General features: G+C 72.1%; 11 protein-coding genes. 6 read left to right on the forward strand and 5 right to left on the reverse strand.

Translation table 11 applies throughout. The features are described 5' to 3' along the window. Positions 1–29 precede the first annotated feature (29 nt). Together E2C06_RS20810 and pdxH are read right to left on the reverse strand one after the other, a co-directional pair. Entirely contained in the window at positions 30–1,505 is a 1,476-nt protein-coding gene (locus E2C06_RS20810) for a bifunctional aminoglycoside phosphotransferase/ATP-binding protein (protein WP_133290539.1), read from the reverse strand. Positions 1,506–1,530: 25 nt separating this feature from the next. After that, positions 1,531–2,142, reverse strand: a complete 612-nt coding sequence (pdxH, locus tag E2C06_RS20815) for a pyridoxamine 5'-phosphate oxidase (RefSeq protein ID WP_133290540.1) — start codon at positions 2,140–2,142, stop codon at positions 1,531–1,533. A gap of 105 nt (positions 2,143–2,247) precedes the next feature. Here pdxH and fabI point away from each other — a divergent pair, with 105 nt between their 5' ends. The 4 genes from fabI to E2C06_RS20835 all read left to right on the forward strand — a co-directional run bounded on the left by fabI (position 2,248) and on the right by E2C06_RS20835 (position 6,337). Then, positions 2,248–3,081: an enoyl-ACP reductase FabI gene (fabI, locus tag E2C06_RS20820; RefSeq protein WP_133290541.1), complete on the forward strand. Its 834-nt coding sequence runs from the start codon at positions 2,248–2,250 to the stop codon at positions 3,079–3,081. An 11-nt stretch (positions 3,082–3,092) separates the two neighbouring features. Then, the gene (locus E2C06_RS20825) at positions 3,093–4,502 is read left to right on the forward strand and encodes a hypothetical protein (RefSeq protein WP_133290542.1); all 1,410 of its coding nucleotides are present in this window, start codon (positions 3,093–3,095) and stop codon (positions 4,500–4,502) included. A gap of 29 nt (positions 4,503–4,531) precedes the next feature. After that, positions 4,532–5,641, forward strand: coding sequence for a chorismate synthase (aroC, locus tag E2C06_RS20830; protein ID WP_133290543.1), 1,110 nt, complete (start codon positions 4,532–4,534; stop codon positions 5,639–5,641). Between the two features lie 87 nt (positions 5,642–5,728). Continuing rightward, entirely contained in the window at positions 5,729–6,337 is a 609-nt protein-coding gene (locus E2C06_RS20835) for a 2-hydroxychromene-2-carboxylate isomerase (protein ID WP_133290544.1), read from the forward strand. Positions 6,338–6,356: 19 nt separating this feature from the next. Here E2C06_RS20835 and E2C06_RS20840 read toward each other — a convergent pair whose 3' ends face one another. Continuing rightward, positions 6,357–7,628, reverse strand: a complete 1,272-nt coding sequence (locus E2C06_RS20840) for a zinc-dependent metalloprotease (protein ID WP_165982526.1) — start codon at positions 7,626–7,628, stop codon at positions 6,357–6,359. Between the two features lie 151 nt (positions 7,629–7,779). On the opposite strand from E2C06_RS20840, the gene E2C06_RS20845 reads away from it, so the two are divergent. Then, positions 7,780–9,003, forward strand: coding sequence for a hypothetical protein (locus E2C06_RS20845; protein ID WP_133290546.1), 1,224 nt, complete (start codon positions 7,780–7,782; stop codon positions 9,001–9,003). Positions 9,004–9,108: 105 nt separating this feature from the next. Beyond that, positions 9,109–9,252 (forward strand): peptide chain release factor 1, encoded by a 144-nt coding sequence (locus E2C06_RS20850; protein ID WP_133290547.1) that lies wholly within the window; start codon positions 9,109–9,111, stop codon positions 9,250–9,252. Between the two features lie 159 nt (positions 9,253–9,411). Here the strand turns inward: E2C06_RS20850 and E2C06_RS20855 are convergent, their stop codons facing one another. Next, positions 9,412–10,614 (reverse strand): acetyl-CoA C-acyltransferase, encoded by a 1,203-nt coding sequence (locus E2C06_RS20855; RefSeq protein WP_133290548.1) that lies wholly within the window; start codon positions 10,612–10,614, stop codon positions 9,412–9,414. A gap of 201 nt (positions 10,615–10,815) precedes the next feature. Next, positions 10,816–11,283: a PaaI family thioesterase gene (locus tag E2C06_RS20860; RefSeq protein ID WP_133290549.1), complete on the reverse strand. Its 468-nt coding sequence runs from the start codon at positions 11,281–11,283 to the stop codon at positions 10,816–10,818. Between the last annotated feature and the right edge of the window lie 158 nt (positions 11,284–11,441).

Genomic DNA, 11,441 nt, shown 5'->3' on the forward strand with positions numbered 1-11,441 from the left:
TCCCCGAAGGCGCATTTCAGACATGTCTATCACGGATCGTCCCGGTTCAAGCCCAGGGCCGCACGTGCCGCCGGAATAGGGTCGGCCGCGGCATCCAGCCGCTGCCAGCCGATCGGCCCGGGATCGCGCGCCGCGGCCGCCGCCAGCACCGCGGCATCGGCATCCGAGGCATCGCCGCGGCGCGCCGCGACGCGGGCGCGCAGCACCTCGAGCGGCGCCTCCAGCCAGAAGCCCTGGAACGGGGCCTTCGCGCGTGCCGCCTCGATCGCCGCGCGCTCCTCCGGCCGCAGGAAGGCGGCGTCGGCGATGACGGCATGGCCGCCGCGCAACGCCTCGGCGGCCTGGCCGGCGAGCTCGGCGAAGACCGCCGCGCTGGCCTCCGGCGCATAGGCCTCCGCCGGCAGCCTCTGCTCCGGCGTCAGTCCGGCCCGGCGCTTCCTGATCTCGTCGCTGCGCAGGACCAGCGCGCCGGGGGCAGCGCCGAGCGCCGGGGCCAGGGCTCGGGCCAGGCGGGACTTGCCGGTGCCCTGCAGCCCGCCGACCGCGACCAGGCGCGGCGGCGGCGGTGTCAGCATCGCCTCGGCCAGGTCGAGATAGGGCTGGCCCTGGATTACGCCCTGCGCCTTCGCCACAGCATGCGCCCGGATCATTGCCCGCAGCGAGAGCCAGACCGGCAGGGCGGCGACCAGCCCGGCATCGCCGCTTCGCGCGACATAGCGGTTCAGCACCCGGTTCGCCGCGGCCCGGCCGACCCGGTAGCCGAGGTCCATCAGCAGGAAGGCGAGGTCGTAGCCGGTGTCGATGGTCGCCAGCGCCTCGTCGAACTCCAGCGCGTCGAAGGGCGTCACGCGGCCCTGCAACAGGCAGAGATTGCCGAGGTGCAGGTCGCCGTGGCAGCGCCGCACCAGGCCGGCCTCGGCGCGCGCCGCCAGGATGGGCGCGAGCCGGGCGATCCAGCCGCGCGTCGCCGCCGCCAGCGCCTCGATCCGCGGCGGCGGCAGGCCGGCGGCGAGCGCCGCCGCGGCATTGCCCTGCAGCACCCGCTGCAGCGCGGCCGCCGCATCCACCCCGGGTACCGGCGGCAGGGCGGCGTGCAGGTCGAAGGCGGCATCGGCGATGGCGTCCAGCATCGCCTCGTCCAGCCCGCCGCGCGCCGCCACGGCATCGAGGAAATCGCCGGCCGGGACCGGCGCCATGCGCAACACCCAGTCCACCGGCTCGCCCGGCCCGCCCAGCGCCAGGGTGCCGTCCGGCGCCCGGGTCACCGGCACCGCGTCGCGGTAAAGAGCCGGCGCGACCGGCTGGTTGATCGCCAGTTCCCGCCGCAGGAAATGCTCGCGCGCCTTGATCGTCGAGAAGTCGAGGAAGCCGAGCGCCACCGCCTTCTTCAGCTTCCACACCGTGTCCGGCCCAACGAAGACGGCGGAGATGTGCGTCTCCACCGGATCGGCGCCGGCGAGGCGGCGGAGCAGCGCCGCGGCCTCGGCCTGCGCCGCCGGTATCATGCGCCCGCGCGCCCCCGGCGCGACGTCACGGATAAAGCGCTTCGACCCGCCAGGCCGCGGATGCCCCCGCCGCGCCGCTGCCGGCGACCCGGTGGAAGACCTGGCGGTCGTGCAGGCGGAAGGGCATGTCGCGCCAGAACTCGATCCGCTCCGGCAGCACCCGGAAGCCCGACCAGAATTCCGGCCGGGGAATCTCGCTGATGCCGAATTTCATCGTGTACTCGGCCACCGCCTTCTCCAGCGCGAAGCGGCCTTCCAGCGGGCGCGACTGCCGGCTGGCCCAGGCGCCGATGCGCGAGCCCCGGGCGCGGGAGGCGTAGTAGGCATCCGCCTCGGCGTCGGAGACGCGCTCGACAGCGCCCTCCACCCGCACGCTGCGCTGCAGGCTCTTCCAGTGGAAGCAGAGCGCGGCGAAGGGGTTGGCCAGCAGCTCGCCGCCCTTGCGGCTCTCGAGGTTGGTGTAGAAGACGAATCCGCGCGGATCGATGCCCTTCAGCAGCACCATGCGGGCGGAGGGACGCCCCTCCGGCGTCGAGGTCGCCAGGCAGACGGCGTTCGGGTCGTTCGGCTCGGAAGCTGCTGCCTCCGCCATCCAGGCCTCGAAACGGGCGAACGGGTCGGCGGCGGTGCTGTCCATGGCGGTAATCCCGGGTCACGAAGCGTGCGGCCGGAATCCCTTGCCCGGCGTCCGGGGGTGTGCCACCACGCCTGCCCATCCGCAACAAGCTGGTCCCTGTCCCGCATGTCAGACGCGCCCCTCGCCGATGCTCCCACCGGCACCTTGATGGCCGGGAAGCGGGGCCTCATCATGGGCGTCGCCAATGATCGCTCGATCGCCTGGGGCATCGCCCGCGCGCTGGCGGCCCAAGGGGCGGAGGTCGCCTTTACCTATCAGGGCGAGGCGCTGGAGAAGCGGGTCCGCCCGCTGGCGGAGAGCCTCGGCTCCTCCCTGGTGCTGCCCTGCGACGTGACGGACGATGCCAGCGTCGATGCCGCCTTCGCCGCCATCAAGGATGCCTGGGGCGGGATGGACTTCCTGGTCCATGCCATCGGCTTCGCCAACAAGGACTACCTGCGGGGGCGCTACCTGGATACGCCGCGCGACGTCTTCCTGCAGGCGCTCGACATCTCCGCCTATTCCTTCGTCTCTGTCAGCCAGCATGCGGTACCGCTCATGAAGCCGGGCGGATCGCTGCTGACCATGAGCTACCTGGGCGCGGAGCGCGTCACGCCTCATTACAACGTGATGGGCGTGGCCAAGGCGGCGCTCGAGGCCAGCGTGCGCTACCTCGCGGTCGACCTCGGCGGCATCGGCATCCGGGTCAATGCGATCTCGGCCGGGCCGATCCGCACGCTGGCGGCCAGCGGCATCGGCGACTTCCGCTACATACTCAAGTGGAACCAGTACAACGCGCCGCTGAAGCGCAACGTGAGCATTGAGGAAGTCGGCGGCGCCGGCCTCTACCTGCTGAGCGACCTCTCGGCCGGCGTCACCGGCGAGGTGCATCACGTGGACAGCGGCTTCCACGTCGTCGGCATGAAGGCGGTCGACGCGCCCGATATCAGCACGGTCTGAGGCAGGGCGGCATGGCCAGGCCAGCGGCAGGCCCGGCCGGCCTTGCGCTGGGCCTGGTATCGCTCGCCGCCATTGCCGCGCATGCCCTGCTGCTGCCGCTCGGTGGCTGGCGGCCGGACGAGTTCCTGCAATTCGCGCAACACGGCCAGTCGGGCTGGGCCCAGGTCGCCGAACGCATCCTGGGCTGGAGCCCCCGGCCGGTGTCCGAGGTGCTGCTCTTCGCCTATTCGCGCCTGGTCGCCTGGCAGGACGTCCCGGGCATCGTGCCCGTGCTGGCTGCCGCCTGGGGCGGCGCGCTGCTCCTGCTTCTGGCCGCGGCGCGCAACGCCCGGCTGAGCCTGGCCACGCCGCTGGCCCTCTTCGCCGCCGCCCTGCTGCTCGCCCGGCCCGGGGAGATGTGGTTCTGGCCGGCGGCAAGCCTGGCCTACCTGCCGGCCTTTGCCGGCATGGGTGCCGCGGCGTTGCTGCTGATCGGCCGCGGCCATCCTGCCGCGCTCTGCGCCGCGCTGCTGCTGACGGCCGGCAGCGTCGAGATGGGGGCGGTATTCGTGCTGCTGCTCGGGCTGGCGCAGCTCGCCCGGCTGGCCGCGGCGCGGAGATTGCCCGCATCGGCTCGTTGGCTCGCGCCGCAGGCGCCCGCCTGGGCCTGGCTGCTGCCGGCGCTGCTGGCCGGCGGCGTGCTGCTCGTCCTGGCGCTGAATCGCGCGGCGGCGGCGCACGAGGTCCTGCTGCCCGGCCCGGCTGCCGGCAGCACCGCGGCGGGCCTGCTGGCGGGGCTGCCGGACTGGGCCTGGTCGGCGCTCGGCCTGCAGCGGCAGAACGGCAGGGTCGGCAACCTGCCGCTCGGCATCACGCTGAAGCTCGCCCTCCTGGCCGGCTTCTGGACCCTGTTGCCGGCGCCGGCCACGCGCTCGGCGCGGCTGTCGGCCCTGCTCGCCGCCCTGGCGCTGCTCGGCACCGCCCTGGTGTCGGTCGCCATGGCGCATCGGCAATTCGGCCTGCTCTGCTGCGAGCGGCACGAGGCGCTGCGCCAGGGCATGTTCGCCGTCGCGCTGCTCTGCCTCGCCGCAGCCCTGCCGGCGCCCAGCCGCGCCGCGGAGCTTGCCCGGCGGCTCGGCCCGCTGCTCGCCGCCATCGGGCTCGGCACGGCGCTCTGGCTGCGCCTGCCCGCGCTGCGGGCCGATTTCGCGCTGATCGATCCGGCGGTGCGGACCCGCGCCGCCAACTGGGCCTCCGGCCGCGCCGCCGACGACGCCATGGACTACCGGAACGAGCCGGTCGCCCGCCTCGCCGGCGGCTGGGGTCTCGTCCCCGGCCCGCACCTCCGGCCCGACCATGGCGGCGCGCTGCCGGCCGGCCTGCACTGGCACGCCTTCGCCATCCTGCTGTTCTTCGATAAACTCAAGCTGCGCAGCCCGTGAGGGCTCCGCCCCTCCGGCATCAGGCGTCCATGTCCCACAACAGCTTCGGCCACCTCTTCCGCGTCACCACCTGGGGCGAATCGCATGGCCCGGCCATCGGCTGCGTCGTCGACGGCTGCCCGCCCCGCCTGGCGCTGACCGAGGCCGACATCCAGCCCTTCCTCGACCGCCGCCGCCCCGGCCAGTCGAAATTCGTCACCCAGCGGCAGGAGGCCGACGAGGTCCGCATCCTGTCCGGCACCTTCGAAGGCCTGACCACCGGCACCCCGATCGCCCTGCTGATCGACAACACCGACCAGCGCAGCAAGGATTACGGGGAGATCAAGGACCGCTACCGCCCCGGCCATGCCGACCTGGCATACGACCTGAAATACGGCATCCGCGACTACCGCGGCGGCGGCCGCAGCAGCGCGCGGGAAACCGCGATGCGGGTCGCCGCCGGCGCGGTCGCCCGCAAGGTGCTCGGCCCCGAGGTGACCGTCCGCGGCGCCCTGGTGCAGATGGGCCCCGACCGCATCGACCGCGCCGCCTGGGATTGGGCGGCGTCGGAGGAGAACGCGTTCTTCTGCCCCGACCGCGACGCCGCCATCCGCTGGGAAGCCATGCTGACCGAGGCGCGCAAGTCAGGCTCCTCGCTCGGCGCCGTCATCGAGGTGGTGGCGGAGGGCATCCCGCCCGGCCTCGGCGCGCCGATCTACGGCAAGCTCGATGCCGAGATCGCCGCGGCGCTGATGGGCATCAATGCGGTGAAGGGCGTCGAGATCGGCGAGGGCTTCGCCGCCGCGGCGCTCACCGGCGAGGGCAATGCCGACGAGATGCGGATGGACCCCGATGGCCGCGTCATTTTCGGCGACAACCATGCCGGCGGCATCCTCGGCGGCATCTCCACCGGCCAGTCCGTGGTCGCCCGCTTCGCGGTGAAGCCGACCTCCTCGATCCTGACGCCGCGGCGCTCGGTCGACCGCTTCGGGCAGGAGGTCGAGGTGCTGACCAAGGGTCGGCACGACCCCTGCGTCGGCATCCGCGCCGTCCCGGTGGGGGAGGCGATGGTGGCGCTGGTGCTGGCCGACCACCTGCTGCGGCACCGGGCGCAGAACCCGGATGCGGCGGCCGAGGCGCGGCTGCCGCGCAACCGGTAACGACCGCGCCGGCAGCCGGAACGCGCCGTTGATGCGGCAAGGTTGCCTCGCTGTAATGCCCTTCCTGGGCAGCGGGGAGGCAATCGGATGGCGGCACCGGCGATCGACGTCTGGTTCACGATGGGCAGCACCTACACCTTCCTCACCGTCAGCCGGATCGACGCGATGGCGCGCGCCGCGGGCGTCGCGATCAGGCTGCGGCCCTTCAGGACGGTCGGCCCGCTGACCGGCGCCACGCAACTGCCCTTCCTGCCGGGCACGGCGAAGATGCACTACATGTGGCGCGACATCGGGCGCCGCGTGGCCCTGCACGGCCTGCGCGCCAGCCTGCCGGTGCCCTATCCGGCGCCGAGCCCGCCGCGGGCCAACCGCGTGGCGCTGGTCGGCATGGCCGAGGGCTGGGGGCCCGACTATGTCCGCGCGGCCTATCGGCTCTGGTTCGAGCAGGGCATCGGCACCGGGGGAGAGGAGAACCTCCGCCTCGCCCTCGCGGAATGCGGCCAGGCGGACGGGACGGAGCGGATCCTCGCGCTGGCCGAGAGCGAGGCCATCGTGCAGGAACTCGACCGGGAGACCGGGGAGGCGCGCCGGCTCGGCCTGTTCGGCTCGCCGAGCTTCGTCGTCGGCGGGGAAGTCTTCTGGGGCGACGACCACCTCGAGGATGCGATCCGCTGGGCCAGGCAAGGACGCCTCTGAGGGCGGCGGCCGGCAGCCGTCACGCCATCCAGTCCGGCGGCGCGATCGGCACCGCGCCGTCGTCGAACAGCACCGCCTCGACCTGCAGCAGGACGTCGTTGCCGCCCGGGCCGAAGGCGCACCAGCTGCCATTTGCCTGGGGCAGCAGCAGCGTCTCCGCGCGGGTGCCCGGCAGGGTGACGGTGTCCCAGCCGCCGCCGCCGATCATGATGTCGTTGCCTGGCCCGCCGGCGAGGCCGTTGTCTGCGGCATTGCCGATCAGCACGTCGTCGCCGGCGCCGCCGCGCGCCCCCTCGATCGTCACCCCCCAGGCAAGCCAGAGGTTGTCCCGCCCGTCATAGCTCGGCGTCGGCGCCGCTACCGCCCAGTCCGGCAGTTCCGCCCGCCGCTCCGCCTCCGTCGCGCGGATGCCGATGCTGCTGGAATGGCCCTCGTTCAGGTCGATGACGCAGGCCAGCGCCTGGTTGCCGGCATCGATCATGTCGGTGCCGCCGGCATCCCAGACGGTCTGCAGGAAGCGCTCCCCTGGCGCCCAGGCATAGTGGGTATCCCCGGCATTGGTCGCCAGGTTCGGGCCATACAGGTATTGCGCCGCGGCGATGTCGACCTGCATCGGGCCGGCGGGAAACAGGTTGGTCCCGGTCCAGCGATAGGCGTCCGGCGTCCCTTCCACGGTCACCACGCCGAAACTGGCCGGAACGGCATAGGCCATGATGCTGAGCGCGAGGGTGGCCTCGGCCGGCGGCAGGGTATCGCTGCCCTCGAAGGGGTGCTTCAGCCCGATCGCATGGCCGATCTCGTGCACGATGGCATAACGGCCATAGGCGCCCGGCGCCTGCGCATCCAGCGAGGGGTCGGCCGAGAGCCAGACATCGCCGCCGCGGGCATAGGGCTCCGCCCCGGCGATCCGCCCCGCGGCGTCGACAGAATAGGCGTAGTCGGGAAACCAGGTGAATCCGCCATCGGCCCGGACGTCGCGGCCGAAGCGGATCGACCCGCCGCCCTCCCCGCCCGGCCCGGCATCCGGCACCTGGACGAAGCCGATGCCGCAGACCGCCGACCAGGCCGCCAGCGCCGACTGCGCCGCCGCCTGCAGCCCCGCGCCGAAGGGCTGGAAGCCGGGGTGGTCGGCCGCCGTGTCATAGGCCGGCAGCGCCTGCATGAAGCCGTAGCTGACGGTCGCCGGATCGCCGATGCCCCCGGGGGCGGCCAGCGGGCTGCCGATCGCAGCCGGAAAGTTCCAGCGCGATGCCAGGCCCCCCGGCTCCGCCACCCGCAACAAAGCGGTCATTCCTGCCATGCCATGCCCCACACTTTTCTGGCGAGACCGCGTTGTCGCCACAACTTAGATAGCCAGAGCGCGTTGCGCCGCCACCTGTGCCCTTGACCCTTGGTAAGAAGGTTGGGAAAGGTGCTGACAACGAGGAGTGTGAGACGCGGCCATGCCCTTCGCTGATCCCCCGACGACTGGCTTGGCCGACGACAGCCCGGCACTCGACGCATTCATCGCGCTCTGCGGCGAAGGCCCCTGGCAATCCCGCGTGGCCGAGCTCGGCCTGCGGATGCGATCGGGCTCGCTCAGCGGCCGCGCCGCGCAGCAAAGGCACGCGCTGGAACTTGCGCTCTCGCGCCTTTCGGACCGCCGCGCCCTGGCCAAGGCCGGCGCCGCCGAACGTCGCTTCTGCGCCCTGGCCCAGGATGCCGTGGCGCTGGCCGAGAGTCTGCCTCCCGCCGGCCGCGCCCGGCTGCAGGACCGCGTGCTGGCGGGGCTGACCGGCCCGGCAACGCTGATCCCCTTCTTCCACCTGCTGCGCACCGCGTCGCTGCTGCGGCAGCGCGGCTTCACCGTGGCCTTCCACGGCCTGGCCGAGAACGCCCCCTACGACCTGCTGGTCGAGCGCGGCGGCGCCAGGGCCGAGGTGGCCTGCGAGTGCGTCTCGGCCGAGGAAGGCCGGCCGGTGCATCGCGGCGACTGGTGGGCGCTGGTCGATGCCATCAACCCCGAATTGCAGACCTGGCTGGCCGCCCATCCCGGCCGCTACCTGCTGAAAATGACCCTGCCGGAGGGCATCTCCGGCCCCGACCAGCTGGCCGAGTTGCAGCAGCGGATCAGCGCCATGCTGGTCGCCGAGAAGCGGCAGGACAGCGGCGCCCAGGCGGTGCTCAAGCTCGACCCGCTGGTGCTGGCCGGCGCCCAGGCGCAGGACCGGGCCGGCAGCGGCCTGCCGGCGCGGCTGCGGGCGCAGTTCGGGCCGGAAGCGCACCTGGCCGTCACCACCCAAGCCGGCAGCGGCAGCGTCTTCGCCATGGCGGCACGGGCGGGGCGGGAGAACGAGATCGCCGCCGCCGTCTGCCGCAGCGCCACGCTGGCCGCGGAGACCCGGCTTTCCGGCCGGCATCCGGGGATCCTGGCGATTTTCCTCGACGACCTGGACCGGCTGGACTGGCGCGCCCTGCGCGGCGAGCAGCTGGAGCTGGAAGGCGCGGTGCGCCGCTTCCTGACCACGCCGCCAGCGCGGCAGGTGGTGGCGGTCTCCTGCGCCTCCCGCTTCGAGATGTTCGGCGGGCCGGACGCGGCGCCCGAGGGCGAGCTGCGCTTCCGCAACCCGAGCCATGCCGCGGCGAAGCATCCCGGGCTGGCGCCGGCGATTCTCTCCTCGATGTGAGATGCTGCACGCCGCGTTGCGCAACGCAACCGGCGTGTATCAGCCACGTTTCTCCCCGGCTTCATCATACGCTGCCACCGCAGCCGAACCGGGAGATGTGGTTGCATGACCGAGCGTGAGTTCCAGGCCAAGCTTGCCGAGCTGGACCGGCTGCTGAACGACCCGGAAATCCGCATGGACCCCGACCGGGTCTGGGCCCTGCTGGCCGAGTTGAGCGCGCAAGAATTACAGGGCGTGGCACGGGCTTGACCGCAAGGGCCAGGAGAAAGCAGTCCGCCGCACGACGCCTCTGGCGTCCATTTCCTTGTCCGGACCCGTAGGTCGGCAGCCGAGGCGCAGCGCGTGCCGACTTCCGGATGGAAAGGGTGAGGCCTGGGGAGGGAACGGCGTTCCCTCCGCCCACCTTCCTCAGGCGACCTCGAACAGCCCGGCGGCACCCTGGCCGCCGCCGATGCACATCGTGATCACCACATACTTCGCGCCGCGCCGCTTGCCCTCGATCAGCGCATGGCCCGTCATCCGCGCGCCGCTCATGCCATAGGGATGGCCGACCGAGATGGCACCGCCATCGACGTTCAGCAACTCGCCGGGGATGCCGAGCTTGTCACGGCAATAGATCACCTGGCAGGCGAAGGCCTCGTTCAGCTCCCAGAGCCCGACATCGCCGACCTTGAGGCCGTGCTGCTGCAGCAGCTTCGGGATGGCGAAGACCGGGCCGATGCCCATCTCGTCCGGGTCGGTGCCGGCGACCGCCATGCCGCGATAGATGCCGAGCGGATGCAGGCCGCGGCGGGAAGCTTCCCCCTCCTCCATCAGCACGCAGGCGCTGGCGCCGTCAGAGAGCTGGCTGGCATTGCCTGCGGTGATGAAGCGGCCTTCCTTGACGCGCTGGCCGTCCTTGAAGACCGGCTTCAGCGATTTCAGCCCTTCCAGCGTGGTGTCGGCGCGGTTGCCCTCGTCCTTTGTCAGCGTGACCTCCTTGCGGGTGATCTCGCCGGTGGTCTTGTCCTGCATCGCCATGGTGCTGGCCAGGGGCACGATCTCGGCCTCGAACCGCCCGGCGGCCTGGGCGGCGGCGGTGCGCTGCTGCGACTGCAGGGCGTATTCGTCCTGCGCGTCGCGGCTGATGCCGTAGCGGTCGGCGACGATCTCGGCCGTCTCCAGCATGGTCATGTAGAGCTGCGGGACGTGCTGCTCGAGCCAAGGGTCGCGGGTGCGGAAGCGGTTCACCTTGTCGTTCTGCACCAGCGAGATCGACTCCAGCCCGCCGCCGACGGCGACCTGCATGCCGTCCGCGATCACCTGCTTGGCCGCGGTGGCGATTGCCATCAGGCCGGAGGAGCATTGCCTATCGAGCGACATGCCGGGGACGCTGTGCGGCAGCCCGGCCCGCAGCGCGCATTGCCGGGCGAAATTGCTGCCTTGGCTGCCCTGCTGCAGGGCGGCACCCATGACGACGTCCTCGACCTCGGCCGGGTCGAGCCTCGCCCGCTGCACCGCGGCCGAGATGACATGGCCGCCGAGAGCCTGGGCCTGGGTGTCGTTGAAAGCGCCGCGATAGGCCCTCCCGATCGGCGTGCGCGCGGTGGAGACGATGACGGCTGAGCGCATGACTTGTACTCTCCCTTTTGTTCTTCCGAAGGGCGGCCGGGGAAAAGGTACTCTCCCCGGACCCCTCGTCTGTTTCTGTGTTTCTCGCCCCCTCCGCGTGGCGAAAGCCACTTCCCAAAAGGAACGGGAGGGGTTCGGGGAGGGACGATTTGTTTCCCTCCCCGACCTTGCCTTTCCTTCCCTCGGACGGACCTCAACGCCTCAGGCGCTGCCGAGGATCTTCCACACCCCGTCGGCATGCGTCAGGACCTTGTCGCCCTGGGTCAGCATGCCACGGATGAAGACCACGCTGCGCGTCGCCCGCAGCACCTCGCCGCGGCCGGTGATCAACTCGCCCAGCTTGCCCGGGGCGATGAAGTGGTTGTTGAGTTGCACGGTGGTCACCGGCTTGCGGCCAGCGGCTTCCCAGACCGTCATTCCCAGCACGTCGTCGACGAAGCTCATCAGCATGCCGCCATGCACGACGCCGCCGATGTTGAGATGCCGCTGCTCCGGCTGGAAGGCGTATTCCCAGCCCTCCCCGGCCCGGCGGGCGAGGAAGGGACCGATCATGGCCGGGTAGTCCCGGGCCGGCACCGGCTTCCAGCCCGCCGCCTTCAGGTCGGGCGGGATGGCGTGGTCGGCCTTCAGGTCGGGAAAGCGGCGTTCGGGGGGGGCGATGTCGTTCATGCCGCCGGTATAGCGGCAGCGGCCCGGGCCGTCAGGCGGGGCGTGTCATACCGTCTCCGGGTGATCAGCTCGGCTGAACCGGCCTGGGCCACCAGTGGAAGTCGGTGTGCGGCTGGAGGGTAGCCGGATCGAGCTGACGACAGCGCGCGGCGATGGTG

Source organism: Dankookia rubra (assembly GCF_004355005.1).
In the GTDB taxonomy this organism is placed as follows: domain Bacteria; phylum Pseudomonadota; class Alphaproteobacteria; order Acetobacterales; family Acetobacteraceae; genus Paracraurococcus; species Paracraurococcus ruber_A.

Bases quoted from the DNA above. Each gene is read 5' to 3' on its own strand.
- E2C06_RS20810 (WP_133290539.1), bottom strand. From the start codon at position 1,505: ATGATACCGGCGGCGCAGGCCGAGGCCGCGGCGCTGCTCCGCCGCCTC.
- E2C06_RS20850 (WP_133290547.1), top strand. From the start codon at position 9,109: ATGACCGAGCGTGAGTTCCAGGCCAAGCTTGCCGAGCTGGACCGGCTG.
- E2C06_RS20825 (WP_133290542.1), top strand. From the start codon at position 3,093: ATGGCCAGGCCAGCGGCAGGCCCGGCCGGCCTTGCGCTGGGCCTGGTA.
- E2C06_RS20860 (WP_133290549.1), bottom strand. From the start codon at position 11,283: ATGAACGACATCGCCCCCCCCGAACGCCGCTTTCCCGACCTGAAGGCC.
- aroC (WP_133290543.1), top strand. From the start codon at position 4,532: ATGTCCCACAACAGCTTCGGCCACCTCTTCCGCGTCACCACCTGGGGC.
- pdxH (WP_133290540.1), bottom strand. From the start codon at position 2,142: ATGGACAGCACCGCCGCCGACCCGTTCGCCCGTTTCGAGGCCTGGATG.
- E2C06_RS20845 (WP_133290546.1), top strand. From the start codon at position 7,780: ATGCCCTTCGCTGATCCCCCGACGACTGGCTTGGCCGACGACAGCCCG.
- fabI (WP_133290541.1), top strand. From the start codon at position 2,248: ATGTCAGACGCGCCCCTCGCCGATGCTCCCACCGGCACCTTGATGGCC.
- E2C06_RS20835 (WP_133290544.1), top strand. From the start codon at position 5,729: ATGGCGGCACCGGCGATCGACGTCTGGTTCACGATGGGCAGCACCTAC.
- E2C06_RS20840 (WP_165982526.1), bottom strand. From the start codon at position 7,628: ATGACCGCTTTGTTGCGGGTGGCGGAGCCGGGGGGCCTGGCATCGCGC.
- E2C06_RS20855 (WP_133290548.1), bottom strand. From the start codon at position 10,614: ATGCGCTCAGCCGTCATCGTCTCCACCGCGCGCACGCCGATCGGGAGG.